We start from the raw sequence: 26,091 nt of genomic DNA on the forward strand, positions 1-26,091 counted from the left end.
GAGGTGAAATGAAAAACAGAAACTATTTTTAATAGTTTCTGTTTTTTTATTTTGTCAATTAAATGTAACAAACGACGATTATGATTTGAATCAATTGAAAATAATTCAATACATTTTATAAATACTATATTAATTGAAATGTTTAGTAGGAGGAAAAGAAATGCTGAATAAAATAATTTTAATTACTGGTGGTACAGGTTCGTGGGGACGTGAACTTATAAAACAACTATTAGAAAAATCACCGAAAGAAATTAGGGTTTTTTCAAGAAACGAAACGGTTCAGTTTGAAATGCAGCAACAGTTTATAAATGATGATAGGTTAAAATTTATTATTGGAGATATTCGTGATAAAGATCAACTAGCCTATGCATGCCAAGGTGTACATTATGTATTCCATCTTGCAGCTTTAAAGCATGTTCCAGTATGTGAGTATTATCCTTATGAAGCTATAAAAACCAATATACATGGTACACAAAATGTAATTGAAGTATCTATACAGATGCAAGTTGAGAAAGTTATATATGTTTCAACGGATAAAGCAGCTGACCCATCAAATACGTATGGGATGACAAAAGCAATTGGTGAAAAGTTAATGGTTCATGCGAATATGCAAACGAAGAAAACAAAATTCATTTGTGTTCGTGGTGGAAATGTTTTAGGGACGAGCGGAAGTGTGGTACCACTTTTTAAAAAACAAATTAAAAAATCTTCAAAAGTAGGGATTACCGATGCAAATATGACTAGATTTTTCTTAACGATTGAAGATGCTGTTGGATTGTTATTTAAAGCCGTATATCAAGGTAGAGGTGGAGAAATCTTTGTTATGAAAATGCCGGCATGTAAAATAACAGATTTAGCAGAAGTGTTAATTGAAGATTCAAAAAAAGAAAACGTGAAGGTAAAAGAGGTAGGGATAAGGCCGGGTGAAAAATTAAGTGAAATGCTTTTATCTGAGGTAGAGAGTAAAACAAGTATAAGCTTTGATCAAAATTATTTTGTGGTACTACCGACTATTCCTATAGAAGGGCTGCAAGAATATTATGCTAGTTATCCGCTAGTGGATGTGAAGAGTTTTAGTTCTCAACAAGACTTACTTACAAAACATGAGGTGAAACAAATGCTAGAAAAAGGAGGGTTTTTACGATGAAAAAAAATGCGAGCCTCTTAATAACTGGCGCAAATGGCTTCACAGGGCGCCATGCTTGCCAATATTTTTTAGAGCAGGGCTTTCATGTAATTCCTATGTTTCAAAATCGTGCACATAGAGAAATAATTGGGAATGGTATTACTTGTAATTTAACTAATAAGAGCGAAGTAATGAAGGTAATGAAACAAATAAAGCCAGATTATGTATTGCATTTAGCAGGAAGGAATTCGGTCATAGAGTCTTGGACAGCTGCTCTTGAATATGTAGAGGTTAATGTAATAGGGACATTATATTTATTAGAAGCAATTAAGCAAGAAGTACCTCACTGTAGAACATTGGTTATAGGATCTGCTTTGCAAGCAGATAGTATGAACAACATAAAAATTTCAAATCCATATAGTTTAAGTAAAACGATGCAAGTCATTATTGCAGAGGCGTGGAGTGAATTAATGAATTCAAATATTATCATTGCAAAGCCCTCGAATTTAATTGGTCCAGGAGTATCGAATGGTATTTGTTCTATTCTTGCAAAAAAAATGATAACTATAGAGTCGAATAAAAGTGAAGCAATTATTGAAGTAAACAGTTTGAAAGATAGTAGGGATTTTCTAGATGTACGTGATGCGGTTAAAGCGTATCATGTGTTATTACGCGATGGAATAAATGGAAAACAATATAATATTGGATCAGGGGTAAAACGGTCTTTATTAGATGTAATAGAACAATACAAAGAATTAACACAGCTGAATTTTTCCATAAAAGAAGCAGAGCATAGTGGGAGCGAATCGAATGAGAGTTTAGTAATAGAAGATATAAAAAGGTTAGGTTGGGTCCCAGAAATTCAATTCCATCAATCATTAAAAGATGTACTCGAGTATGCGAAGTGTAGTGAAATCTGTATTCAATGAAAAATGAAAAGGATGTAAGAAATATATGAATGGCTATAAAACAATAGATAATCAAAATACGCTACTTCTTTTAATTGTTGATACGCTGGACTGGAAAGATGAGGAAGAGCATGTTTTGTGTATCTATGAGGCGATAAATAAATGTCGAGCCTATGTGGAAGGTAAAAAGGATGATTGGAAAAATCCAGTAATAAATACAGGAACTAGGCTTGTAATCCAAGTTTTTGCTCAGTATGAATGTAGTGAGTATGGAAAAGATTTTTATGATCTCATTAAAGATTTTTTGCAAGATATAGGATTTGAGTTACATGTTTATATAAATAATAGTAAGTTTACTTACATTTAATAGATTAGTATAAAACAAGATTTTTAATGATAAAGGTGGATAAAAATTATGAATAAAAAGATTCTCTTTACTGGGGGCGGTACAGCCGGACACGTAATGATTAATATGGTATTGATTCCTAAATTTATGAAAAAAGGGTGGGGAGTTGAGTATATTGGATCTCAAAATGGAATTGAAAAATTATTAGTTCAAAATGTTAAGTATAATAGTATTTCAACAGGGAAGCTTAGGAGGTATTGGGATTGGGAGAACTTTAAAGATCCTTTTAAAATAATAAAAGGTTGCATACAAAGTTATAAATTGATGAAACGAATAAAACCAGATGTTGTTTTTTCGGCAGGAGGATTTGTGTCCGTTCCTGTAGTAATAGGAGCGTGGATGAATAAAGTACCTGTAATAATACGTGAACCAGATAGTACGTTAGGATTAGCAAATAAAATAGCATTACCTTTTACTACAAAACTATGCACAACATTTCCTCAGACAGGAGAAAATGTAAGTAATGAGAAGAAGGTTTATGTAGGACCAATTGTAAGGGAAGAAATTGAGAGGGGCAACGTATTGCGGGGAAGAAGCTATTGTAAATTTCAGCAAGATAAACCAGTATTGTTAATTATGGGTGGGAGTCAAGGTGCTCAATGGATAAATGATATGGTAAGGGAAAGTTTGGAAACATTACTATTAAATTTTAATATTGTTCATATGTGCGGTAAAGGGAAGGTGGATTCATCTATTGGTATGGAAGGTTATATGCAATTTGAGTATATAGGGGACGAGTTGCCGCATATACTAAATATGGCGAGTGTTGTAGTTTCTAGAGCGGGTTCTACTGCTATTTCTGAATTGCTATTTTTGAAGAAACCGATGTTGCTTATCCCGTTAACTAACAGTTCCAGTAGGGGAGATCAAGTTTTAAATGCTGAATATTTTTCTCGGCAAGGATATGCGGAAGTTTTACTCCAAGACAGAATAAGTACGAATGTATTCATACATGCAGTAAATAAGTTGCATACAAATAAGGAGAGATATATTCAAAACATGAATGGATATAAGAAAACAAATGATGAGGGGATTCATCAATTAATAGATATAATAAATGAAGTGGTGAAGTAATAGAAATTTAAATAGTAAAAAGGAAAGAAGGTATCTTCTTTCCTTTTTACTATAGTTGTTCAAATTCATTATTACTTATCCAAATTAGCTATATACTATGGGTGAATACCGGTTTCTAATAGCTCAGTAAATGCATGAGTATGGATAGGTTTACTATAATAGTAACCTTGAATAAACTGACATTTATTTTTTTGAAGGAAATTCACATGTTCTTTCGTTTCTACACCTTCAGCAATGACAGACATTTCTAATGTATGTGCTAATGTGATAATCGTTTTAATAATTTCCATTCCATCTTCACACGTTTCAGACATTGTTATAAATTCTCTTGGGATTTTTAACGTATCTATTGGATATAAAGGTAAATACGCTAGTGAAGAATAACCTGTACCAAAGTCGTCGATTGAAATGTGAACTCCTAAACCCTTTAGTGTGCGGAGCTTTATCAATGTTTCTCGCTCATCCATCATTGCAATGCGCTCTGTTAATTCAAGGTCGAGAGAACTTGCCGATAAGCCTGTAGCTACTAATGTAGAAGAAATAGACTTTACAAAATCTTCTTGTTCAAATTCTTTAGCAGATAAGTTTACACCAATTTTTAAATGAGAATATCCGAGTGTGTGCCAACGTTTCATTTGCTCACAAGCTTGGTGTAACGTCCATTTTCCTATTGGAATAATTTGTAGTGTTTCTTCTGCAATCGGAATAAACTCGTATGGAGAAATAACGCCTAATTCAGGATGATTCCACCTGATTAGAGCTTCTGCACCGATAATTTTATTAGATTCACTATCAACTTGAGGTTGATACAAAAGGAACAATTCTTCATTTTGTATTGCGTTTGGTAAATCTTTTTCTAATCGTAATCGTCTTTCGATTTTTTTAGCGATTAGATCGTCATAAATAGAGACAGAGTTAAGTTTTTTTGCTTTCGCATCATACATGGCAACATTAGCGTTTTTCAAAAGTGTAGCGGTATCGATTCCGGAATGTGGATAAATAGCGATGCCGATACTAAGTGATAAAGTTAATGTATGCTCATGTATGACAAACGGTTTTTCTATGCATTCAAATAACTGGTTGCATAAATCGAATAAGGAATCTTCGTCAGTATAGTTTTCAATTAAGATTGTAAATTCATCACCACCGATTCTTGACAGATGAGTATGTGATGGAAGACATGATTGGAATCGCTTCGCTACTTCTTCTAATATGTGATCTCCTGCCGAATGTCCAAGTGTATCGTTAATTGCTTTAAAGCGATCTAAATCTAAATATAATAATGCAAACTCGCTTTCTATCGTTTTAGCATGTTTTATAATTTTTTTTAATTTCTTATGGAAAAAGGCACGGTTCCCAATTTTCGTTACAGTATCATGGAATGCTAAATACTTTATTTCTTCTTGTTGCTTTTTTAGTGCGGTAATATCTTTTACCATAATATAGCTTCCTGAAATTTGTCCGTCTATTATAATAGGGACGATGGTAACGTATAAAAAATAAGTAAAACCATCTTTATATTTAGAACTTAGTTGTAAGTATGCCGATTCTTGTTGTTTCACCTTTTCTAATGCAGATGTTAGTTTATGTTTGTCTTCGTCTAAAATAATTGAAAAACATGTTTCACCGAGTAACTCATCTGTTGGTGCCCCAAGTAGTATACTCCCGGCTTGATTTACATTTAAGAATACGCCGTGTAAATCAATTGTAAAAATAGGATCAGGGTGATATTCATATAACGATTTAAACTTTTGTTGTTTTTGAGATAGAGCCTCTGATTTATGAACTAAATCAGAAGTCCGTAAAGTCACTTTTTCTTCTAGTTGCGCATTAAATGCCTGTAAACGTTTTGTTAGGGAATTGTTTTGCATACGTACAATAGAATGACGAATGAGTACGAAAATGAAAGTAATACAATTTCCTGTAATGAGAGTTGAAGATGCTGTTTGTTCTTTTAATGTAAACCCGATTAGTATTGCAACAGCAAGATAGGGAAATACAACTAAAGCCTTTTTTCCTATTATAGGGTTAACAATGAAATAATTTTTATGGCTATTACGATCTGCTGAAATAGATCCAGCTATTGCAATAAACAATATAGGTATTCTATATAAAAGACGTAATAATGTTATCGTTTCAGTTGATAAATGGTTATTTAAGTAGAAATAAATATAGTTAAAAGTTGCAGAACTTATTAATACAAAAATAAAGATATAAATCTTCCGTTTAGAATTAAAAATTGTCGGACGGAAAAAGAGACTAACGCCTAGTAGAAGAAATAATAAATCTGCAATTGGATATAGAAATGAAAGGAAAACATCTCCTAGTGAAAGAGAGAATATATTTAAATTTGGTTGATTAAATAAATACCACTCTAATGTGAATATGGAAGTAAGTACTATACATATATCACAAATAAAGAACGCTTTTTCCCATTTATCGCATTCTTTTAAAATTTTATAACTGAAAGCGATAAGACAAAAGAGTAGAAAAAACATGTAAAATACATCAGAAATAGTAAAACGATGTATTGGAATTTCGAAGAAGCTATCTTGATATGTATATACTATTTTTCCTAATAAAAAACTCCCAATTGCTATTGTGATACATATCCAAAATGGATTTGAACTGACTTTTTTAGAATATATAGAATAAATTAGTGATACAAATGTAATGGCTTCAACGATAAGTGAAGCGAAGCGTACATCCGAATTTGAAAAATGAGTAGGGAACAGATAAAAAAATATAAAATAGATTGAATAGCATATTAATGTTCCGATTAATATACATAGTTGTAAATTTTTATTTAATTTCAATAAAATCACCTTCTTTAATTATGCACTATATTCGTAATATCTATACATAATAATATTATTTAAGAATTGTATCAGATTTCCTTGTAAAAATCTTGTTTATAAGGAAAGTATTGAAGAGTTTAATACTTCTTAAAATTGAAAAATATTGAGTTTGATAATATGTACTTCATCAAGATTTTAAATGGAAATTGTATATTTAGTCATCCTTTGAATTGTAAAGGTTTTTTAGTAATTTGTAAGTGGAGATGCACAATTGCATATAAAATGATGAGAATCCTCTTTTGTGCTGATCTTTTGATTGTTATAGGCTATTTTAAGTAAGGTTTTCATTTTTAATCTGAAAATTAACATTTGTAAAAATGTTACAAAAGGATATAAAATAAGAACGTGTATTCTTACAGAGTGGATAGTATTTTCACTAAATAGGGAGGACTTTTTATGTTATTTCGAATGAAAGGTGCAGAAGTATACTATGAAATTGTGGGTGAGGGTAAACCAGTCATTAATATACATGGCTGTGCGCCGGATCATAGGTTAATGATGAAATGTATGGAATCAGTATTTCAAAAATATGAAGGTTATCAACGAATATATATTGATTTACCTGGAATGGGGAAATCGAATGCTCCAGATTGGATAAATAGTTCAGATCATATATTAGAAGTGTTAAATATATTTATTGAAGAAATCATTCCAAAGAAAGATTTTTTACTAGTAGGAGAGTCTTTCGGCGGATATTTAGCTAGAGGGATACTTTCAAAAATGTTTGAGAGAGTCAATGGATTATTATTAATATGTCCTGTGGTTGTTGCGCTGCAAAAAGAAAGACGTTTGCCGGATAAACAGATAATTGTACAAGATAAGGAGTTTTTAAATACGTTAACTTCTACCGAAAGAAATGAATTTAGGGAGTTAGCAGTGGTAGCAAATGAATATACATATAAGCGATTTAAAGAAGAAATTAAGCCGGGGTTAGATGTTGCTAATTATGAATTTATTGAAAGGTTGCAAAAAAATTATTCTCTTACTATGGAGTTTCACCGAAAGAAATATGAGAAACCCGTTCTTTTATTAGCAGGAAGACAAGATATATCGGTAGGTTATCGAGATGTTATAGAAATTATTGAAGATTATCCAAGAGCAACATTAGCGGTGCTTGATATGGCGGGACATAACTTGCAAATTGAACAGCCTGAACTATTCGAGAGTTTAGTAGGAGAATGGATTACACGAACAAAACAACAAAATTTATAAAAAACAAATGAATATTTTCAAGGAGGAAGTATGAATACATATATCTATATGGTTAGGCACGGTGAATCATCAAAATTAGAAGGGAGTGAAAGAACACGTGGTTTAACTGAAAAGGGAAGTTTAGACGCTCATAGAGTAACAGACATATTAAAAACAGAGGGAATTGATACTTTCATTTCAAGTCCATATAAGAGGGCTGTGTTAACGATAGAAAAAACAGCCAATTTCTATGAAAAAGAAATATTAGTATATGAAAACCTTAAAGAGTGTATGTTTTCCAGTGGGGATCAAGTTATATCAGATAAAGAGGTGTATCCACTTGTAAAGAAGATGTTCTCTAATCCTGACTTTGCACTCATGGAAGGAGAGTCATATAAGGATTGTCAGAGACGGGTAGTGAAAGTGTTAAAGGAAATATTAATGGATTTTCAAGGACAAAAAATTGTAATTGGCACACATGGGCTTGTAATGACACTCATGATGAATTATTTTGATAAGCAATACGGGTTTGGATTTCTAATACATACATCAAAGCCGGACATATATAAGCTGGAATTTAATGATGAACAATTATTGAATGTAGAAAAATTATGGATAGGAGAATGAAACTGAATATATGGAGTGTGTTTTAATTCGTACTTATAAAATATACTTTTTTATAGAAAGCATTTTTATCAACTATTTTTAGAATCTTAAATCAATAAGTAATTATTCAATTTCTGAATAATATAAATGGAAGTTGGTTTAAGGAAACAATTTTAAATTTGACGAAACTCCAAACGTTGGATTTATATTCAAACAGAGAAAAAGATGTAGAATTTTGTCTTACGGTCCCCGTTTACTTTTCATTTCATTACATATAGGCTTTGTGGTGTAAAGGGGAACATCATCTTTACACAAAATTTATAAGGAGGACATTGTGATGAAAAAGATTAAAAAGTTTGCGGGAGTTGCTTTAGCGGGGACGATTGGATTAAGTGGACTACTGTTTTTAGAACCAAGTGTAAGCGCTGCGGAAACAAAGCAGGTGAAAGAAGGAAATTTCAATGCGATTGATGTAACGATGAATCAAAGTGAATTTTATGTATTGAGTGGTAGAAGTATTGATATTCTTTCTGGAGATAAAGAAGCAATTCAGTTAAATAAATACACAATTCGTTTTAGTAAACCAGGGAAGTATGTAATTAAAGTAAATGGCTGTATTTATGACGATGTATATACTTTTATTGTGAATGAGTAGTATATATTCTGAAATTGTGAGATGAAAAAAGAAACACCCTATTTGTGGTGAGAATCGTAAATAGGGTGAATTTATTTGTATTAAGCTGTACTTTAAATATGTTCACTAACTTTCTCTTTGCTATGTAAAGTATGTAAGAGTGTTTGAAACATCTTAAATGATTGCTGAAAGATTGGACTTTGAATAAAGGTGTACAGAAAAGTTACGATGAAAACAGGACCTCCTAGCATAAATCCAATAACTAGTACAACACATTCTACTATAATTCTAGCACGGCTAATAGACAGTCCTGTTTTGTCGGAAATAGTAAGCATGAATCCATCGCGAGGGCCAGCACCAATCCCAGCCGCAACATACATCCCTCCCCCAATACCTGTAATTGCAATACCAGCAAATAAAATGAGTAAGTTCATCCATAAATAATCACTAGCGTTTGGAAGGATATTTGATTGTAAGAAAAAGTCCATAATGGGACCGATAAGTAGTGCATTTAAAAATGTGCCCACATTTATATATTTTCGATCTACTAGTAAAGAAATGAGAACGAGACATAATCCACATATGACACTCCACGTACCAATGGTCCACCCAAACCTTTGGTAGAGAGCCATGTTTAAAACTTCCCAAGGGTGTAAACCGAGAAATTTAACTTTGACTGCAAGGGCGTTTCCAAGGCCGAAAAAAATTAATCCTAAGAAAAAAAGAAAATAGCGAAAGAGAGTTAGCCTCATCTTTAAAACCTCCCATATTTTATAATTATGTATATTACATGTAAGAGTTTTGATGTACAAATATTACGACTTTTTAGCTGCTATTTAAAATTGCTAAAATACAAATGAAATATATATTCGCAGTCAAAAAAGTTAAAATATTTCGTTTTAAGGATTATAATAGAACGAGAAACATAAAAGGGAGTGAATGAGTTTGAAACAAGAACTTATTGAAAGATTTACGAGATATGTAAAGATTGATACACAATCAAATGAAGAAAGTCATACAGTACCAACAACACCTGGACAAATTGAGTTTGGTAAGTTATTAGTGGAAGAGTTAAAAGAGATTGGCTTAACAGAAGTAACAATGGATGATAATGGGTATGTAATGGCAACACTTCCTGCTAATACGGATAAGGATGTTCCTGTAATCGGCTTTTTAGCACATTTAGATACGGCAACAGATTTTACAGGGGAAAACGTAAAACCACAAATTTATGAAAATTTTGACGGCAATGCAATTACGTTAAATGAAGAGCTAAATGTTGTGTTAACGCCAGAACAGTTCCCAGAGTTACCATCTTATAAAGGACATACGATTATTACAACAGATGGTACGACACTTCTTGGAGCAGATGATAAAGCTGGTCTGACTGAAATTATGGTTGCAATGAATTATTTAATACATAATCCACAAATTAAGCATGGGAAAATTAGAGTGGCATTTACGCCAGATGAAGAAATTGGCCGTGGGCCAGCGCATTTTGATGTAGAAGCGTTTGGTGCATCATGTGCTTATACGATGGATGGAGGTCCATTAGGTGGTTTAGAGTATGAAAGCTTTAATGCTGCAGGTGCTAAGTTAACGTTTAACGGAACGAATACACATCCTGGAACAGCGAAAAATAAAATGCGTAACGCAACTAAACTTGCTATGGAGTTTAATGGGCACTTACCAGTAGAAGAGGCACCAGAATATACAGAAGGCTATGAAGGATTCTATCATTTACTTTCATTAAATGGTGATGTTGAGCAAAGTAAAGCGTATTATATTATTCGAGATTTTGATCGTGAAAATTTTGAGGCGCGTAAACATAACGTTGAAAATATTGTGAAGCAAATGCAAGAGAAGTATGGACAAAATGCAGTCGTTTTAGAAATGAATGATCAATACTATAACATGCTTGAAAAAATCGAACCAGTGAGAGAAATTGTTGATATTGCATATGAAGCGATGAAAAGTTTAAATATCGAACCAAACATTCATCCGATTCGTGGTGGAACAGATGGATCACAATTATCGTATATGGGATTACCAACGCCGAATATTTTCACAGGTGGTGAAAACTATCACGGTAAATTTGAATATGTTTCGGTGGATACGATGGAAAAAGCTGTTCAAGTTATTGTGGAAATCGCAAGACGATTCGAGGAACAAGCTTAAAAAAGAACCAAGTAGTGCGGATGCGCTACTTGGTTCTTTAGTATAATACTCGCCACAAATAAAAAGTTGCGTAAGACTCCCAGTTGGTCCAATTTGCCGCAAAATCTTTTATTTCATGTTTAGTCGGTTTACTTTCAGAACCTGTTATATATTTAATTGCATTGTGCAAGCCAACATCGTCAATTGGAAAAGCGGAAGGAAATCGTAAACAACGCATTAAAACATAGTTGGCAGTCCACGGTCCTATACCGTGTATAGCAGTTAATTGTTTTTCAGCTTGTTTCACATCTTGTATTTGCAATAAAGATTCTTTTGATAGTTTTCCTTCTGTAATAAGCTTTGCAATACCGATTACATATTCACATTTTCTAGTCGTCATTTTTAAGTTTTTGAGATCCTCTACATGTAAATTGGCAATCGTTTCAGGAGAAGGGAATATCCAATGTTTTCTACCGTTCCATTCTACATAATTTCCAAAGTGTTCGACTAATCTTCTTTTTAGTGTATAAGCATATGTGAGATTAATTTGCTGACCGATAATTCCCCAGGAAAGTGCTTCAAATAAGTCTGGAATGCCTAAAGTACGAAGCCCATAATATTGTTCAATTGGTCTTTGAAGGAGTACATCATGTTTAGCTAATGTATAAAAGGGAGCTAAATCAGTAGTTAAATCAAACCACTCTTTTACATAGTGAGCTACAGCTTCGCATATCGATTCTTCAGATGTATATGATTCTTCTAAAAAATGTATTTGAATATTATCATCCGAGTTCATACTAATTTCCACTAAAGGATGTACATCCTGAACAGGGATCACTTTATAAATTTTGTTATCTTCAATGTAGAACATACATTCATTGTTAGAACGTGATAGATAGCGTAAATTTTCTTGGAAACTAAATTCTGTTGGAACTGCTAAAGTTAATGCGCTAGTATATTTTGCTGTCATATGCATTCTACCTGAGACTTTTCTAATGTAAGCAACACTTTCTTCATTTCTAATCCGCCCCTAAAACCGGTTAGTTTACCATTCTTTCCAATAACACGATGGCAAGGAATTGTAATGAGAAGAGGGTTGGCAGCAATAGCAGTAGCAACGGCACGCACAGCAGTAGGTTTGTGCATTCTTTCGGCAATTTCTGAATAAGAGTATGTCTTTCCATAAGGAATTTCACGTACCGTATTCCAAACAGATAATTGAAAATCAGTTCCGTAAGCATCGATAGGGAATGTAAAAGTTTCTCGCTTACTTTCTAAATACTCGATAACTTCTTTCGTATATGATTGCAGGTAATCTGGATTACAGGTCAATATATGTTGTGGCAATTTTTTTCTAGCCCATATATTTAGTTCTTCAAATTTTTCATCTTGTGATCCAATGAAGCATAGTCCATTTTCAGTTGCCGCAATATGAAACTGCCAATTTTCATGTGTAAGTAGCGTCCAATATATAAATTTATTTTTGGAGGAATTCATTATTGTATCCTTCTTTCATTTCGTTCTTTTTTCGATATTCAGTAGGAGTAAATCCAGTATTCTTTTTAAATAAAGTTGCGAAATACTCTGGGTTTTCTATCCCGACAGCAGTACTAATTTCTTTAATGGATTGATTTGTGTGTAAAAGGTGTTCTGCCGCTTTAACAATCCTAAACTGCTGTATATATTCTATTGGACTTATTCCAGTCATTTTTTTGAAAGTGCGTTGTAAATGAAATGGGCTACCATGACACATTTCAGCAAGTATGTCGAGAGTTAATAATTCGTCGAAATGCTTTTCGATATAATCTTTAATTTGTTTTACCCACTCTTCATTAGGTAAAGTGAGCCCATTTGGCTTACAACGTTTGCACGGGCGAAAGTTTTCACTCAATGCTTGCTCTACGTGATGAAAAATTCGTACATTGTTTCTATTCGGTATTCTTGATTTGCATGACGGTCGACAAAAGATTCCGGTTGATTTCACAGCATAAAAGAATTTACTATCATAGGAAGAATCATTATGAATAATTGCTTGCCAATGCTCATTTGTTAACGTAACCCCTTCATTGTGCAAAGAACATCACCTCTGCAATTAGTATAACCTGAATAAAGTGCGTATGTATGTATTCACAAATGTAAGAGCAAGATTACAAAGGTGAAAATATGATTGTTTTTCTATTTTGTGATAGCATGAAATTTGGAAATAAACATCAAGAGGAGGGCTATAAGTGAAGTTAATCTCATGGAATGTAAATGGCTTGCGAGCTGTTATCGCAAAAGGTGGATTTTTAGAATATCTCGAGGAATCAAGTGCTGATATATTTTGTCTACAAGAGATTAAATTACAAGATGGACAAATTGATTTAAATCCAGAGGGATATTATGCATATTGGAATTATGCCGTGAAAAAAGGTTATTCAGGAACAGCTATTTTTTCGAAAAAAGAACCGCTTGCTGTTACATACGGTTTAGGAATTGAAGAGCATGATCAAGAAGGACGAGTTATCACTTTAGAATTCGAAGATTTTTACATAATCACGTTATATACACCAAATTCAAAACGTGGATTAGAACGATTAGATTACAGAATGAAATGGGAAGATGATTTCCGGGCTTATATTAAGCAATTAGATAAAAAAAAGCCCGTTGTTTTTTGCGGAGATTTAAATGTTGCTCATAAAGAAATCGATTTAAAAAATCCAAAAAGTAATCGTAAAAATCCTGGATTCTCTGATGAGGAAAGGGAGAAATTCACACGTATTTTAGAAGAAGGATTTATTGATACGTATCGTTATCTGTATCCTGATCAGGAAGGTGCATATTCGTGGTGGTCGTATCGTATGGGAGCGAGAGCAAAAAATATTGGATGGCGTTTAGATTATTTTGTTGTTTCGGAAAGAATGAAAGACAAAATAACAGAGGCGAAAATTAATAGTGAAGTAATGGGATCAGATCATTGCCCAGTTGAATTACATATAAATTTCTAAAAAAAGAAGTATCTTCCTAGGATTAGGCGGATACTTCTTTTTTTATTCAGTTTGTTAAAATTTTTCAAATCTTTCTTGAAATAATTGCATATTAAATATATACTTAGTAACGATAATCATTATCAATGGGAATATTGTCAATGGATGAGGTGTAAAAGAATTATAGTTTAGGGGAAGTGAACGAGAATGAGTTCTGGATAGAATTATTAATCTAATGAAATATATATGTGAGATAAGTTACATATAGTTAAATTTTATTGAGAATATAGTTTGAAAATTCGAGAGGAGTTATATAAAGATGAACAAGAAGTTATTTACTTTAGGGATGGTTACAGTTTTAAGTATAGGACTAGCAGCATGCAATAGTACGGATAAAACTTCAGGAGAACAAAAGCAACAGACAAAAGCTACGGAAACGAAAAAAGACGAAAAAAGAAAAATTACATATTTAGGTAAAGAATATACAGTACCAGCAAAAGTAGATAAAATTGCGACAGCTAGTTTAGAGTCAATGGAAGATGCAGCGGTACTTGGTATTAAGCCGGTAGGTGCCATTACTGTTGGTGGTAAATTACCGAAGTATCTTGAGAAAGATTTAGAGGGTGCGAAATCTGTTGGCGAGAAAATGCAACCAAATTTTGAAACATTACTACAATTAAAGCCAGACGTTATTACATCAAGTACAAAATTCCCAGCAGAAACAGCTGAGAAATTTACGAAAGTAGCTCCGACGCTCCCAGTATCACACATTTCAACAAATTGGGAAGATAACTTAAAGTTAATGGGAGAATTAACTGGTAAAAAAGATAAAGCAGAAAAAATTATTAAAGATTACAATGCGGATGCTGAAAAGGCAAAGGCAAAACTAGGAGATAAGTTAAAAGACAAAAAAGTACTTGTCATTAGACTAAGAGCAAACGAATTATTCCTATATCCAGAAGGAGTATACTTCAACCCTGTCATTTATAAAGACCTTGGGCTAACTGCTCCAGAACAACTTAAAACTGTAAAAGCACAAGAGAAAATTTCATTTGAAAAACTTGCTGAACTGAACCCAGATTATATTTTCTTACAATATGAGACAACTGAAAATAAAAATCCGAAAGTACTAGAAGAAATTGAAAAAAATCCAATTTGGCAAAGTATGAATGCTGCGAAAGAAAAGAAAGTATTTGTAAACGTTGTAGATCCAATGGCACAAGGTGGTACAGCTTGGAGTAAAACAGCGTTCTTAAAAGAAGCAGTGAAAAACTTATCTAAATAATACAATAAGTAAGGTGCGTTGAATGATATGCAGAAAACGAATGCAGTACCAGTAACGATTTTATGTATAGCACCCATATTGATTTTAATTACCGTTATACTTTCTGTTTTATATGGTGCGAAAAACATTGATGCTGAAACAGTGTGGAATGCATTATTTCATTTTGATTCAAGCGATGTAAATCATAATATTATTATTACTTCACGTTTGCCAAGGGTAGTTGCAGCTCTTTTAGTCGGAGCATTTCTAGCCATATCAGGAGCACTTATGCAGGGGATGACAAGAAACTATCTTGCATCCCCTTCTATTATGGGTGTGACGGATGGGGCAGCCTTTGTTATTACACTTTGTATGATTTTTCTTCCGGGAATGTCATCAATTGGTATGGTTTTATGTTCAATGATTGGTTCTGCACTAGGAGCCGGTATCGTATTTGGTTTTGGTTCGCTCCTTCAAAATGGCTTATCACCAGTTAGGTTAGCGATTATCGGAACAGTTATTGGAACATTTTTAAGTAGTGTATCGGCCGCGATGGCATCATATTTCCAAATCTCTCAAAATGTTAGTTTTTGGTTTAATGCAAAGTTAGACCAAGTGGACCCTAATATCATTAAAATCACGATACCGTTTGGGATAATTGGAATAATTTTAGCATTGTTAATATCAAAATCTATTACTATTCTTTCTTTAGGCGAAGAGATTTCTATTAATCTAGGGCAGCGTACAAAACTAGTTAAAGCGATGGCGATTTTATCAGTTATCTTTTTAACAGGAACAGCAGTTGCTTTAGTAGGAAAAGTTGGTTTTGTAGGTTTAATTATTCCGCACATTACTCGCTTTATAATTGGGGTAGATTATAAGTGGATTTTGCCATGTGCAGGCGTTATTGGTGGAGTTTTCTTAGCGTTATGTGATGTTTTAAGTAGATTTGTAAACTATCCATTTGAAACACCTATTGGGGTCGTTACCTCCTTAATTGGAATTCCTTTCTTCCTTTATTTAATTCGTACAAGAGGAGGAGAGAGACATGCTTAAAAGTTCAAGTCAACGTTTTGGAATGACGATGGGGATTATTATATTTTTAATACTATGTGCTATTTATATTAGTTTAACGAATGGTACGTTTGATATTACAATTACAGATGTATTTAAAACACTCTTTAGAATAGATCCAGTACCAGACCATGATTTAGTTATTTTTGAGTTTCGTCTTCCTCGTATCGTAATTGCTGGATTAGTAGGATTAGGCCTAGGCGTTGCAGGTGCTGTAATTCAAGGGATTACGAGAAACGGCCTGGCAGACCCGGGAATTTTAGGAGTAAATGCCGGAGCAGGAACAGCAATCGTCATTTTTATGTTTTTCTTTCAAGGGCAATTAAAGAGCACAGACTGGGTTTCTATTATGATGATGCCGATGTTTGGTTTAGTTGGCGGGTTAGGAGCTGCTATCATTATTTATCTGTTTTCGTGGAAAAACGGTAAGTTAGATTCGCAGCGTCTTTTATTAACAGGGATTGCGATTGGATCAGGATTTGGAGCATTTTCCATGTATTTATCACTCAAAATGAAGTCAACTGATTTCGAGATGGCTGCAGTTTGGGTGTCAGGAAGTATATATAGTGCAAACTGGAAGTATATTATTGCTATGTTGCCGTGGCTTATCATATTAATTCCGCTTATACAAAAGAAAGCTTATTTATTAGATTTATTTCAATTGGAAGAAACGAGTATTACAAGTTTAGGTGTTCCAGTAGAAAGAGAGAAATCTATTTTACTACTAAGTAGTATCGGACTTGTAAGTGCATGTGTTGCAGTTTCAGGAAGTATTGGTTTCATTGGTTTAATGGCACCGCATATAGCGAAAAGGCTTGTCGGTATTCAGCATAAGCATATCATTCCTACGTGTGGAGTAATCGGAATGTTCCTTGTAATAGCTTCAGACTTTATTGCAAAAACAGTTTTCAACCCTGTAGAGTTACCTGTTGGGATCGTTATTTCTATTGTCGGTGTACCGTATTTCTTATATTTACTTTATAAGGCGAAAGCGTAAGAGGAGGAATAAAAGTGAGTATTTTAAGTGCAAAAAATTTAGAAACGAGTTATGAAAAGCTTACAGTGTTTCGCGATTTAAATGTGGAAATACAAGAAGGAAAAGTAACGACAATTATAGGGCCAAACGGGTGCGGTAAATCAACACTGTTAAAAACAATGGGAAGAATTTTAAAGCAAAAGAGCGGTAAAGTATATTTGCAAGGACAGGATTTAAATACGATTCCAACGAAAGAAATTGCGAAGCAGTTAGCTTTACTCCCGCAAACTCCAATTGCACCAGGAGAACTTAAAGTGGAAGAATTAATTTCCTATGGACGCTATCCACATCGAAATAATGTAAATAAGTTAACTTCAAAAGATAAAGAGATGATTGATTGGGCATTAGATATAACGAAAACTTCTGAATTTCGAACGAGACAAATTGCAAATTTATCAGGTGGTCAACGACAAAAGGTATGGCTAGCGATGGCTTTAGCACAAGAGACAGAAGTATTACTACTAGATGAACCAACCACATATCTTGATATGTCTCATCAATTAGATGTATTACAAATTGTGGAGAAGTTAAATAAAGAACATAATTGTACGGTTGTTATGGTACTGCATGATATTAACCATGCAGCAAGGTTTTCAGATGAAATTATTGCGATGAAGGAAGGGGAAATCGTTACAACTGGTAGCCCAGAAGAAATCATTACAAATGAAGTGTTAAAAGAAGTATTTCATATTGATGCGCGTGTCATGATTGATCCGTATAATGGGTCTCCTGTTTGTTTCGGTTACGATAGCGTTGTATCTCAAGAAGAGAAAGTAGAGATATATGTAACGAGTTAAGAAGGGGGGAATATAAGATGAATACTACTATTGAAAAAAAGCAGATTATTACATCTAATACAGAACAGTGGAAAATGTATTCAAAATTAGAAGGTAAAGAATATCAAATTCATATTTCAAAGCCGAGGCAGCCAGCACCAGAGTCAGGATATCCTGTTATATACGTATTAGATGGCAATGCCTTTTTTCAAACATTCCATGAAGCGGTTAAAATACAATCAGTTAGAGCAGAGAAAACAGGTGTTTCACCAGCCATTATAGTAGGTATTGGTTATCCAATTGAAGGGGCATTTTCAGGTGAGGAAAGATGCTATGATTTTACGCCTAGTGTAATTTCAAAAGATGCCCCTTTAAAACCAGACGGTAAACCGTGGCCTAAAACAGGAGGAGCACATAATTTCTTTACTTTTATTGAAGAAGAATTAAAACCTCAAATTGAAAATAATTATGAGATTGATAAAGGGAAGCAAACATTATTTGGGCATTCACTAGGTGGTTTATTTGCTTTACATATACTATTTACAAACGTAAATGCCTTTCAAAGTTATTTTATTAGTAGTCCATCTATTTGGTGGAATAACCAATCCGTGCTTGAAAAAGAAGAGAATCTAATAAATGAGTTAAACAATGCAAAAGTTGAAACAGGAGTATTTCTTACAGTTGGTTCACTAGAACGAGAGCATATGGTTGTAGGTGCAAATGAATTATCAGAGCGCCTTCTCCGAGTGAAACACGATCAGTTTCGATTTACGTTTTATGAAGCTGAAGGGGAGAATCATGCATCAGTTGTGCCGACCTCTTTAAGTAAAGGGTTAAGATTTATTAGTCACGTATAAATTGAAATGAATATCTAATAAAATGCAAACAAAAGGCTATGGGAAATTCTCCATAGCCTTTTGTTTGTGCAAGTAGAATTGTCCTTTTTGAAAGTTTTGTTTCAACTTTTCGTCTAAAGAGACAAAAAGTTGTCACAATTCGGTCACAATTAGCATAAACATAAAATAGACGAAATGAACTTATTTCCAAAAAGGCTTGATTCATTCCATTCATGATTAGTAGAGCTGAAAAAGCATGGATTAAAAGTTCACTATATTTTCAAGGAGGTAGATCGTATGAAAACTATTCTTGCTATCGCTGGGCTTATTTGGGTTTTATCACATGGCATTCCAATTTATGAAGGAGAACAAATTCGCAGTGCTCTGAATAAAAATTTTAATGAATATCATATCATTGATCGTCAAGATAAAGTCGTGACAGTTCGTGTAAATGACTGTTTTCATACGGTAACCGTTGAAGGAACTTCAGTAGTGAATGATACAAAAGTATGTGATCAGCAATAATTATATATAGGAAGAAAAAAGTCTCAATTTACACGTGTGAAAATTGAGACTTTTATATTTGTGGATGAATAATAAGCGGGGATGGATAATCCCTGCTTATTATTGTTTTTTGAAAAAAAGGCAAGGGTATCATAATAATTGAGTCTGAGAAGCTAATAAGTTGTTAAGAATAAGCATAGAGCAGAAATATACTCATATGGGGTATCATACGTAGATATTTAATGCTATAATTGGTATACTCGTAAAAGCAATTGTTTTATTGGATGAAGAGAAACTTTAAGAAGGTGATAATATGGATCATAAAGATCATGAAGCGGTAACACATAGATCAGAAAAAGAAAAAGAACAAATTATAAATAGATTAAAGAGAATTGAAGGACAAGTCCGCGGTATTCAAAATATGATTGAAAATGATCGTTATTGCGTGGATATTTTAGTGCAAATTTCAGCGATTAATGCAGCAATGAAAAAAGTAGGAATGGGTGTATTAAAAAACCATACAAGTCATTGTGTTTCAGGTGCTATTAAAGATGGCAATGGTGACGAAGCAATTGAAGAATTAATGACAGTATTTGAACGTTTTTCAAAAGCGTAAAAACAAGCTAGTATGTAACTGGCTTGTTTTTTGTTTACCTCTATATAGGATTTCGAGGTATTGATGTGTAAAATAAACTTTTAGAAAATAATTGAAAAATCATGATACAAAACCATTGATTACCTTAGGGGGGTATGGTAAGATGTAATTGTGATTAACAAACAATGAAGAAACAAGAGGAGGATTTTAAATGGAACAGTTAACATTACAAGTTGAAGGTATGTCTTGTGGACATTGTGTAAATTCTATTGAAAGCAGTGTGAAAGAACTAAACGGTGTTGAACGAGTGAAAGTTCAATTAGCAGAAGGAACTGTTGAAGTTACGATCGACTCATCAGTTGTAACGTTAAAAGATATTGTTGCTGTAATTGAAGATCAAGGATACGATGTTCAATAATTATTTTTAGATATGGAAATAAATCGTACTTTATAGGAAGTACGATTTATTTTGCTAATAATTATACCTCATAAGGGTATATAGAGGTGAGAGACATGAATGAACAAAAAGAGGCCAATCTTCAAATATCAGGAATGACATGTGCGGCATGTGCGAATAGAATTGAAAAAGGCTTGAAAAAAGTAGAAGGTGTTCATGATGCAAATGTAAATTTTGCACTTGAAAAAACAAAAATAATGTATGATCCCCAAAAAACAAATCCGCAACAATTTAAGCAAAAAGTTGAATCGCTAGGGTATGGAATTGTAAGTGATAAAGCTGAGTTTACTGTTTCAGGGATGACATGCGCGGCATGTGCGAATAGAGTAGAAAAGCGCTTAAATAAATTAGAAGGTGTGAACGGAGCGACAGTAAATTTCGCTTTGGAATCGGCTACAGTAGATTTTAATCCTGATGAAATTCATGTAAATGAAATGAAGAGTGCAATTACGAAATTAGGCTATAAATTGGAAGTGAAATCAGATGAGCAAAATGGATCAACTGATCATCGCTTACAAGAAATTGAGCGACAAAAGAAGAAATTTATTATTTCGTTTATTTTATCATTCCCGTTACTGTGGGCAATGGTAAGTCATTTCTCATTTACATCGTTTATTTATTTACCTGATATGCTTATGAACCCTTGGGTGCAGCTAGCTCTTGCAACTCCGGTTCAGTTTATCATTGGTGGGCAGTTTTATGTTGGAGCTTATAAAGCGTTACGAAATAAAAGTGCCAATATGGATGTTCTCGTTGCACTTGGAACGTCTGCAGCGTATTTCTATAGTGTGTATTTAAGTATTAGGTCGATTGGTTCTTCTGAACATATGACAGACTTGTATTTTGAAACGAGTGCAGTACTTATTACATTAATTATTTTAGGTAAATTATTTGAGGCGAAAGCAAAGGGACGCTCGTCAGAAGCAATTAAAAAATTAATGGGATTACAGGCGAAAACCGCTACTGTTTTACGAGATGGAACAGAAATAAAAATTTTAATCGAAGAAGTGGTAGTTGGTGATATCGTTTATGTAAAACCTGGTGAAAAAATCCCGGTAGATGGGGAAATTGTAGAAGGAAAGTCAGCAATAGATGAATCGATGTTAACAGGTGAGAGTATTCCAGTTGATAAAACAATTGGGGATGTAGTAATCGGTTCTACAATAAATAAAAACGGATTTTTAAAAGTGAAAGCAACTAAGGTAGGAAGAGATACTGCATTAGCTCAAATTATTAAAGTAGTAGAAGAGGCGCAAGGTTCAAAAGCTCCTATTCAAAGGGTAGCTGATCAAATTTCAGGTATTTTCGTACCGGTTGTAGTTGTGATTGCTATTATCACATTTGCAGTGTGGATGCTATTTGTTACACCTGGTGATTTTGGCGGAGCACTTGAGAAAATGATAGCCGTACTTGTTATCGCTTGTCCATGTGCATTAGGTCTTGCGACACCTACATCTATTATGGCGGGATCAGGAAGATCAGCAGAGTATGGTATTTTATTTAAAGGCGGGGAGCATTTAGAAGCAACGCACCGATTAGATACAGTTATTTTAGATAAAACAGGTACAGTGACAAACGGGAAGCCGGTGCTAACAGATGTAATTGTAGCAGATGGATTCCACGAAGAAGAAATACTACGTTTAGTAGGTGCGGCAGAAAAAAATTCTGAACATCCACTTGCAGAAGCGATTGTAGAAGGAATTAAAGAAAAGAAAATTGAAATCCCAAGTTCAGAAATGTTTGAAGCGATTCCAGGATTCGGTATCGAATCAATTGTAGAAGGGAAACAATTATTAATTGGTACACGTCGATTAATGAAGAAATTCGATATTGATATTGAAGAAGTTTCTAAATCTATGGAAGAGCTAGAACGAGAAGGAAAAACAGCAATGCTTATTGCGATCAATAAAGAATATGCTGGTATAGTGGCCGTTGCAGATACTGTAAAAGATACTTCAAAAGCAGCTATCGCAAGACTTAAGAAAATGGGTCTAGACGTTGTTATGATCACAGGAGATAACACACAAACTGCTCAGGCAATCGCTAAGCAAGTTGGTATTGATCACGTAATTGCAGAAGTATTACCAGAAGGAAAAGCAGAAGAAGTGAAAAAACTCCAAGCACAAGGTAAGAAAGTAGCAATGGTTGGAGATGGAATAAATGATGCTCCTGCTCTTGCTACGGCGGATATCGGTATGGCAATTGGAACAGGAACGGATGTAGCGATGGAAGCGGCAGATATTACGTTAATCCGTGGGGATTTAAATAGTATTGCTGATGCAATCTTTATGAGTAAGATGACGATAAGAAATATTAAGCAAAATTTATTCTGGGCACTAGCTTATAACGGATTAGGAATCCCGATTGCGGCGTTCGGTTTCTTAGCACCTTGGGTTGCAGGAGCGGCTATGGCATTTAGTTCTGTATCCGTTGTATTAAATGCATTACGATTACAAAGAGTGAAATTAAAAAAATAAAAATCTAGAGAGTAATTGCATATGCTTTTAAACGAAAAACAATACTTTGAAATAAGTATTGTTTTTTGTTTATATAGAAAGAAAAAAGATATAATAAAGCAGAAATATTGAATACTAGATGGTAGACAAGTTAAATGATAGTTTAGTAAGGAGGTTCATATATGTTAAAAGATACGATCATTAGAACATTCCATAAGGAGGATTTAGAACAAGTATTACAGTTGTTCTATGAAACAGTTCATACAATTAATGCAAAAGATTATAACGTGTTACAGCTACAGGCATGGGCACCAGATCGACTAGATAGAGAAAGCTGGTTAAAGTCTTTAGAAAAGAATATTAGTTATGTAGCGGATCATAACGGTGTGATCGTGGGATTTGGGGATTATAATGATGATCATTACGTGGATCGCTTATTTACGCATAAAGATTATCAAGGAAAAGGGATAGCTTCCTACATACTACAGAAGTTAGAAAAAGAAGCAGTAAGCTTGGGTCATAGGGAGATATATACAGAGGCGAGTATTACAGCAAAACCTTTCTTTGAAAGTAACGGTTTTATTTGCATAAAGGAACAAAAGAAACAGCATAATGGTCAGATTTTTATTAATTATGTAATGAAAAAAATAGCCTTCTCATAAACGAGAAGGCTATTTTTCATTATTTTACAGCTTCTTTTAGTTCTTTACCAGCTTTGAAAGCAGGTACTTTAGAAGCTGCGATTTGCATTTCTTCACCAGTTTGTGGGTTACGGCCTGTACGAGCAGCTCTTTCGCGAACTTCGAATGTACCGAATCCGATAAGTTGTACTTTCTCACCAGCAGCTAAAGTGTTAGTGATTGATTCTACTACAGTTTGTAAAACTACAGTAGCTTCTTTTTGAGAAATCTCAGCATTTTGTGCTACGTTTTTGATTAATTCTGTTTTGTTCATGTTTTTCACCTCATATGTAAATAATGCTATTTAAGTTGTTATTATAACGTATAAAACATTCGAGAACAAGTGTACGCACATATATTCGTAAAAAAAATGAAATTTGTAATATTTTTGAGAGCCACTTTATAGACATTCAATTTAAGCGGATACAGATTTTTTCTTTAATGCAGTTTGCTCTTTATTGGAAGGGAGTTTCTTATTATAGGATATGAAATAAGGTAATGCTACAAATAACATACCTCCTACTAAGTTTCCAAAGAAAACAAAAATGAAGTTTGGAAAATATTCAATCCAAGTTAAATGACCGGCAAAAATTGCAGCTGGGATAACAAACATATTGGCTACAACGTGTTGAAATCCAATCGCAACAAAAGTCATAACTGGGAACCAAATGCCGATAATCTTTCCGATAAATTCTTTACTTCCCATACTAAGCCAAACAGCTAAACAAACGAGCCAATTACATCCGATTGCAGAAATGAAGGCTTGTAGTGGTGTATCTTGAAGTTTAGCTTGCGCAATAGAAACTGTTTTCGCTAAAAAAGCGCCTTCTGTTAATCCGACGATATGACCGAAAAAATAAGCAACGAATACAGCACCTATGAAGTTGCTAAACGTAACAATAACTAAATTTCGGATGAAGTGAAATAAGTCGATTTTTTTGTGAAGCCACGCCATTGAAACGGTCATCATATTGCCAGTTACTAACTCACCGCCTGCAAGAATAACGAGTATAAGACCGATAGGAAATACAGCGGCACCTAGAAAACTAGTAAATGATCCCCAAGATTTTGGCATTGTTCCAATAACATGAATATCGAGTAAATACCCTAATGCTATGAAAGCACCACCAAAAAAACCGAGAATTAGCATAGGGAGTAATGATAAATGAGCTTTTTTTCTACCGGAATTCGCAGCAAGTTCCGTAATTTCTTCTGGTGTAAATACAGACATGAATAATCTCTCCTTAATAAAATGATAGAATGAATAGAAGGAACATTTTTAAGAATCTATGTATTATAAAAATATGTTATGACTTCTGTATAAATTTGTCAAAGTAAATGAGGATAGAATTGGATATAGCTAACATTGTTCATGTTGTCACATTAATGTAACAATAAGGCTTTAAAGTACTTCTAGAGGTGAGAACATGAATACGAATCATGTAAAAAAAGAACAAAAAAAATCAATCGTCAAGATATGTATAATCAGTTTCATAAGTATAGTAGTGATTTCAATAAGTTTGTATTTCTATGCGACAGAAATAGAACGAAAACTAGTAACAGTTACGTGGAATGAAATAGAAGCTTCTACAATTCCTAAAGAGTTTAATAACAAAAAGATATTACAATTCTCAGATGTGCATTTAGGGCCAGAATTTACATTGAAACAACTAGAAAATTTGGTAGAGAAGATGAATGCATTACATCCAGATGTAGTAGTTTTTACAGGGGATTTAATAGATAAGTTTGGATCGTATAAGGCGGAAAGAGAAGAAGCGAAAAGTATTTTACAGAAAATACATGCGCCCTTAGGGAAATATGCAGTGTTTGGGAATCATGATAGGGGCGGGGGAGGTAGTTTATTTTATAAAAAGTATATGGAGGAAGCTGGTTTCTCTGTGTTAGTAAATGAAGTGCATAAAATTAATGCAGAAAATGGCAAATATATTACAATATCAGGTTTGGATGATTTTTTATTAGGGAATCCGAAAATAGACGCGACTTTAAAACAAGTAAGGCAACAAGATTTTAATATGCTCTTAGTACATGAGCCGGATATTGTAGACAAAGTAGCTCGTTACCCAGTTGATTTTCAAATGTCAGGACATAGTCACGGAGGACAAGTTCAAATTCCTTTTATAGGTCCATTAATTACTACAAAATTAGCTGAGAGTCATGTTGAAGGTATGTATGAATTAGAAGGGAAGAATAAGTCGTTACATTTATACGTAAATCGTGGTATTGGGACAACACGAATGCCTGTTAGATTTTGGAGTGTACCTGAACTTTCAGTATTTGTGTTAAAGCAAAATAGCAACTAGACTATTTTAGAGTAGTAACAGGACTTTCAGAGAAAGTTCTCTTTTTTTATTGGGTAAATACAGAATGTTATGTGATTTTTATTTAAAGTGTTAAAAAGGAAAGGGGAATTTCTATGGTAGAAACATGGCATAAAGAATTGGAAAGTTTATATAACGAAATGGTTTC

General features: G+C 33.6%; 27 protein-coding genes. 20 read left to right on the top strand and 7 right to left on the bottom strand.

Annotated elements, in window-relative coordinates; all coding sequences use genetic code 11:
* The first annotated feature begins 160 nt into the window (after positions 1-160).
* Genes QEP67_RS08665 through QEP67_RS08680 form a run of 4 tightly spaced genes read left to right on the top strand, consistent with a single transcriptional unit; the run spans position 161 to position 3,514 of the window.
* A complete protein-coding gene (locus tag QEP67_RS08665; RefSeq protein ID WP_000932620.1) occupies positions 161-1,147 on the top strand; it encodes a UDP-N-acetylglucosamine 4,6-dehydratase family protein in 987 nt (328 codons plus the stop codon).
* Entirely contained in the window at positions 1,144-2,055 is a 912-nt protein-coding gene (locus tag QEP67_RS08670) for an NAD-dependent epimerase/dehydratase family protein (RefSeq protein WP_000739088.1), read from the top strand. Before QEP67_RS08665 ends, QEP67_RS08670 begins: the two co-directional genes overlap by 4 nt.
* Positions 2,056-2,080: 25 nt before the next feature.
* Complete coding sequence (locus QEP67_RS08675; RefSeq protein ID WP_001014808.1) at positions 2,081-2,401, top strand: DUF6572 domain-containing protein; 321 nt, start codon at positions 2,081-2,083, stop codon at positions 2,399-2,401.
* Positions 2,402-2,449: 48 nt separating this feature from the next.
* Positions 2,450-3,514: an undecaprenyldiphospho-muramoylpentapeptide beta-N-acetylglucosaminyltransferase gene (locus QEP67_RS08680; protein ID WP_001035083.1), complete on the top strand. Its 1,065-nt coding sequence runs from the start codon at positions 2,450-2,452 to the stop codon at positions 3,512-3,514.
* 95 nt (positions 3,515-3,609) lie between these two features.
* Here the strand turns inward: QEP67_RS08680 and QEP67_RS08685 are convergent, their stop codons facing one another.
* Positions 3,610-6,330 (bottom strand): EAL domain-containing protein, encoded by a 2,721-nt coding sequence (locus tag QEP67_RS08685; RefSeq protein ID WP_000773532.1) that lies wholly within the window; start codon positions 6,328-6,330, stop codon positions 3,610-3,612.
* 438 nt (positions 6,331-6,768) lie between these two features.
* On the opposite strand from QEP67_RS08685, the gene QEP67_RS08690 reads away from it, so the two are divergent.
* The 3 genes from QEP67_RS08690 to QEP67_RS08700 all read left to right on the top strand — a co-directional run bounded on the left by QEP67_RS08690 (position 6,769) and on the right by QEP67_RS08700 (position 8,824).
* Complete coding sequence (locus tag QEP67_RS08690) at positions 6,769-7,584, top strand: alpha/beta hydrolase (protein WP_000898923.1); 816 nt, start codon at positions 6,769-6,771, stop codon at positions 7,582-7,584.
* A gap of 30 nt (positions 7,585-7,614) precedes the next feature.
* A complete protein-coding gene (locus QEP67_RS08695; RefSeq protein WP_001099571.1) occupies positions 7,615-8,190 on the top strand; it encodes a histidine phosphatase family protein in 576 nt (191 codons plus the stop codon).
* A gap of 316 nt (positions 8,191-8,506) precedes the next feature.
* Positions 8,507-8,824, top strand: a complete 318-nt coding sequence (locus tag QEP67_RS08700; RefSeq protein WP_000721341.1) for a hypothetical protein — start codon at positions 8,507-8,509, stop codon at positions 8,822-8,824.
* 92 nt (positions 8,825-8,916) lie between these two features.
* Here QEP67_RS08700 and QEP67_RS08705 read toward each other — a convergent pair whose 3' ends face one another.
* Positions 8,917-9,555, bottom strand: coding sequence for a YitT family protein (locus QEP67_RS08705; protein WP_001241265.1), 639 nt, complete (start codon positions 9,553-9,555; stop codon positions 8,917-8,919).
* Positions 9,556-9,748: 193 nt separating this feature from the next.
* On the opposite strand from QEP67_RS08705, the gene pepT reads away from it, so the two are divergent.
* On the top strand, positions 9,749-10,981 hold the full coding sequence (gene pepT, locus QEP67_RS08710) for a peptidase T (protein ID WP_353706558.1): 1,233 nt from the start codon (positions 9,749-9,751) through the stop codon (positions 10,979-10,981).
* 37 nt (positions 10,982-11,018) lie between these two features.
* Here pepT and QEP67_RS08715 read toward each other — a convergent pair whose 3' ends face one another.
* From QEP67_RS08715 to adaA, 3 genes are read right to left on the bottom strand one after another with little or no spacing between them, the layout of a single operon-like run.
* A complete protein-coding gene (locus tag QEP67_RS08715) occupies positions 11,019-11,930 on the bottom strand; it encodes a DNA-3-methyladenine glycosylase (RefSeq protein ID WP_000125663.1) in 912 nt (303 codons plus the stop codon).
* Positions 11,927-12,457 (bottom strand): methylated-DNA--[protein]-cysteine S-methyltransferase, encoded by a 531-nt coding sequence (locus QEP67_RS08720; RefSeq protein ID WP_001088917.1) that lies wholly within the window; start codon positions 12,455-12,457, stop codon positions 11,927-11,929. Before QEP67_RS08720 ends, QEP67_RS08715 begins: the two co-directional genes overlap by 4 nt.
* Positions 12,438-13,034, bottom strand: a complete 597-nt coding sequence (gene adaA, locus QEP67_RS08725) for a bifunctional transcriptional activator/DNA repair enzyme AdaA (RefSeq protein ID WP_000551311.1) — start codon at positions 13,032-13,034, stop codon at positions 12,438-12,440. The genes QEP67_RS08720 and adaA overlap by 20 nt, the downstream gene beginning before the upstream one ends.
* Before the next feature lie 154 nt (positions 13,035-13,188).
* On the opposite strand from adaA, the gene QEP67_RS08730 reads away from it, so the two are divergent.
* The 11 genes from QEP67_RS08730 to QEP67_RS08780 all read left to right on the top strand — a co-directional run bounded on the left by QEP67_RS08730 (position 13,189) and on the right by QEP67_RS08780 (position 23,586).
* Entirely contained in the window at positions 13,189-13,947 is a 759-nt protein-coding gene (locus QEP67_RS08730; protein WP_000767613.1) for an exodeoxyribonuclease III, read from the top strand.
* Positions 13,948-14,245: 298 nt separating this feature from the next.
* The gene (locus QEP67_RS08735; protein ID WP_001035491.1) at positions 14,246-15,211 is read left to right on the top strand and encodes an iron-hydroxamate ABC transporter substrate-binding protein; all 966 of its coding nucleotides are present in this window, start codon (positions 14,246-14,248) and stop codon (positions 15,209-15,211) included.
* A 27-nt stretch (positions 15,212-15,238) separates the two neighbouring features.
* A complete protein-coding gene (locus QEP67_RS08740) occupies positions 15,239-16,246 on the top strand; it encodes an iron ABC transporter permease (RefSeq protein ID WP_001173071.1) in 1,008 nt (335 codons plus the stop codon).
* Positions 16,239-17,261, top strand: coding sequence for an iron ABC transporter permease (locus QEP67_RS08745; RefSeq protein ID WP_000920447.1), 1,023 nt, complete (start codon positions 16,239-16,241; stop codon positions 17,259-17,261). The genes QEP67_RS08740 and QEP67_RS08745 overlap by 8 nt, the downstream gene beginning before the upstream one ends.
* 14 nt (positions 17,262-17,275) lie before the next feature.
* Complete coding sequence (locus QEP67_RS08750) at positions 17,276-18,097, top strand: ABC transporter ATP-binding protein (protein WP_000025778.1); 822 nt, start codon at positions 17,276-17,278, stop codon at positions 18,095-18,097.
* 17 nt (positions 18,098-18,114) lie between these two features.
* A complete protein-coding gene (locus tag QEP67_RS08755) occupies positions 18,115-18,933 on the top strand; it encodes an alpha/beta hydrolase-fold protein (RefSeq protein WP_001098311.1) in 819 nt (272 codons plus the stop codon).
* 276 nt (positions 18,934-19,209) lie between these two features.
* Positions 19,210-19,437, top strand: coding sequence for a hypothetical protein (locus QEP67_RS08760; RefSeq protein ID WP_000849098.1), 228 nt, complete (start codon positions 19,210-19,212; stop codon positions 19,435-19,437).
* A 292-nt stretch (positions 19,438-19,729) separates the two neighbouring features.
* Complete coding sequence (locus tag QEP67_RS08765) at positions 19,730-20,032, top strand: metal-sensing transcriptional repressor (protein ID WP_000349635.1); 303 nt, start codon at positions 19,730-19,732, stop codon at positions 20,030-20,032.
* A gap of 190 nt (positions 20,033-20,222) precedes the next feature.
* The gene (gene copZ / locus QEP67_RS08770) at positions 20,223-20,429 is read left to right on the top strand and encodes a copper chaperone CopZ (protein WP_000436981.1); all 207 of its coding nucleotides are present in this window, start codon (positions 20,223-20,225) and stop codon (positions 20,427-20,429) included.
* A 95-nt stretch (positions 20,430-20,524) separates the two neighbouring features.
* Positions 20,525-22,945: a heavy metal translocating P-type ATPase gene (locus tag QEP67_RS08775; RefSeq protein ID WP_001005314.1), complete on the top strand. Its 2,421-nt coding sequence runs from the start codon at positions 20,525-20,527 to the stop codon at positions 22,943-22,945.
* Between the two features lie 161 nt (positions 22,946-23,106).
* Complete coding sequence (locus QEP67_RS08780) at positions 23,107-23,586, top strand: GNAT family N-acetyltransferase (RefSeq protein WP_000910418.1); 480 nt, start codon at positions 23,107-23,109, stop codon at positions 23,584-23,586.
* A 19-nt stretch (positions 23,587-23,605) separates the two neighbouring features.
* Here the strand turns inward: QEP67_RS08780 and QEP67_RS08785 are convergent, their stop codons facing one another.
* On the bottom strand, positions 23,606-23,878 hold the full coding sequence (locus QEP67_RS08785; RefSeq protein ID WP_001043902.1) for an HU family DNA-binding protein: 273 nt from the start codon (positions 23,876-23,878) through the stop codon (positions 23,606-23,608).
* A gap of 141 nt (positions 23,879-24,019) precedes the next feature.
* Positions 24,020-24,835, bottom strand: a complete 816-nt coding sequence (locus QEP67_RS08790; protein WP_000110532.1) for a formate/nitrite transporter family protein — start codon at positions 24,833-24,835, stop codon at positions 24,020-24,022.
* Between the two features lie 196 nt (positions 24,836-25,031).
* Between QEP67_RS08790 and QEP67_RS08795 the strand changes: the two genes are divergently transcribed.
* Positions 25,032-25,925, top strand: a complete 894-nt coding sequence (locus QEP67_RS08795; RefSeq protein WP_001095328.1) for a metallophosphoesterase — start codon at positions 25,032-25,034, stop codon at positions 25,923-25,925.
* Positions 25,926-26,091: the final 166 nt, after the last annotated feature.

The organism is Bacillus cereus group sp. MS39, from assembly GCF_040448665.1.
Classification (GTDB): domain Bacteria; phylum Bacillota; class Bacilli; order Bacillales; family Bacillaceae_G; genus Bacillus_A; species Bacillus_A wiedmannii.

Excerpts from the sequence above, each read along its gene's own strand:
- QEP67_RS08740 (WP_001173071.1), top strand. The coding sequence starts at position 15,239 with ATGCAGAAAACGAATGCAGTACCAGTAACGATTTTATGTATAGCACCC.
- QEP67_RS08790 (WP_000110532.1), bottom strand. The coding sequence starts at position 24,835 with ATGTCTGTATTTACACCAGAAGAAATTACGGAACTTGCTGCGAATTCC.
- QEP67_RS08775 (WP_001005314.1), top strand. The coding sequence starts at position 20,525 with ATGAATGAACAAAAAGAGGCCAATCTTCAAATATCAGGAATGACATGT.
- QEP67_RS08720 (WP_001088917.1), bottom strand. The coding sequence starts at position 12,457 with ATGAATTCCTCCAAAAATAAATTTATATATTGGACGCTACTTACACAT.
- QEP67_RS08665 (WP_000932620.1), top strand. The coding sequence starts at position 161 with ATGCTGAATAAAATAATTTTAATTACTGGTGGTACAGGTTCGTGGGGA.
- QEP67_RS08745 (WP_000920447.1), top strand. The coding sequence starts at position 16,239 with ATGCTTAAAAGTTCAAGTCAACGTTTTGGAATGACGATGGGGATTATT.
- QEP67_RS08700 (WP_000721341.1), top strand. The coding sequence starts at position 8,507 with ATGAAAAAGATTAAAAAGTTTGCGGGAGTTGCTTTAGCGGGGACGATT.
- QEP67_RS08715 (WP_000125663.1), bottom strand. The coding sequence starts at position 11,930 with ATGACAGCAAAATATACTAGCGCATTAACTTTAGCAGTTCCAACAGAA.
- QEP67_RS08795 (WP_001095328.1), top strand. The coding sequence starts at position 25,032 with ATGAATACGAATCATGTAAAAAAAGAACAAAAAAAATCAATCGTCAAG.
- QEP67_RS08680 (WP_001035083.1), top strand. The coding sequence starts at position 2,450 with ATGAATAAAAAGATTCTCTTTACTGGGGGCGGTACAGCCGGACACGTA.
- QEP67_RS08765 (WP_000349635.1), top strand. The coding sequence starts at position 19,730 with ATGGATCATAAAGATCATGAAGCGGTAACACATAGATCAGAAAAAGAA.
- QEP67_RS08755 (WP_001098311.1), top strand. The coding sequence starts at position 18,115 with ATGAATACTACTATTGAAAAAAAGCAGATTATTACATCTAATACAGAA.
- QEP67_RS08690 (WP_000898923.1), top strand. The coding sequence starts at position 6,769 with ATGTTATTTCGAATGAAAGGTGCAGAAGTATACTATGAAATTGTGGGT.
- QEP67_RS08780 (WP_000910418.1), top strand. The coding sequence starts at position 23,107 with ATGTTAAAAGATACGATCATTAGAACATTCCATAAGGAGGATTTAGAA.
- QEP67_RS08695 (WP_001099571.1), top strand. The coding sequence starts at position 7,615 with ATGAATACATATATCTATATGGTTAGGCACGGTGAATCATCAAAATTA.
- QEP67_RS08760 (WP_000849098.1), top strand. The coding sequence starts at position 19,210 with ATGAAAACTATTCTTGCTATCGCTGGGCTTATTTGGGTTTTATCACAT.
- QEP67_RS08675 (WP_001014808.1), top strand. The coding sequence starts at position 2,081 with ATGAATGGCTATAAAACAATAGATAATCAAAATACGCTACTTCTTTTA.
- QEP67_RS08705 (WP_001241265.1), bottom strand. The coding sequence starts at position 9,555 with ATGAGGCTAACTCTCTTTCGCTATTTTCTTTTTTTCTTAGGATTAATT.
- QEP67_RS08735 (WP_001035491.1), top strand. The coding sequence starts at position 14,246 with ATGAACAAGAAGTTATTTACTTTAGGGATGGTTACAGTTTTAAGTATA.
- copZ (WP_000436981.1), top strand. The coding sequence starts at position 20,223 with ATGGAACAGTTAACATTACAAGTTGAAGGTATGTCTTGTGGACATTGT.
- QEP67_RS08785 (WP_001043902.1), bottom strand. The coding sequence starts at position 23,878 with ATGAACAAAACAGAATTAATCAAAAACGTAGCACAAAATGCTGAGATT.
- QEP67_RS08670 (WP_000739088.1), top strand. The coding sequence starts at position 1,144 with ATGAAAAAAAATGCGAGCCTCTTAATAACTGGCGCAAATGGCTTCACA.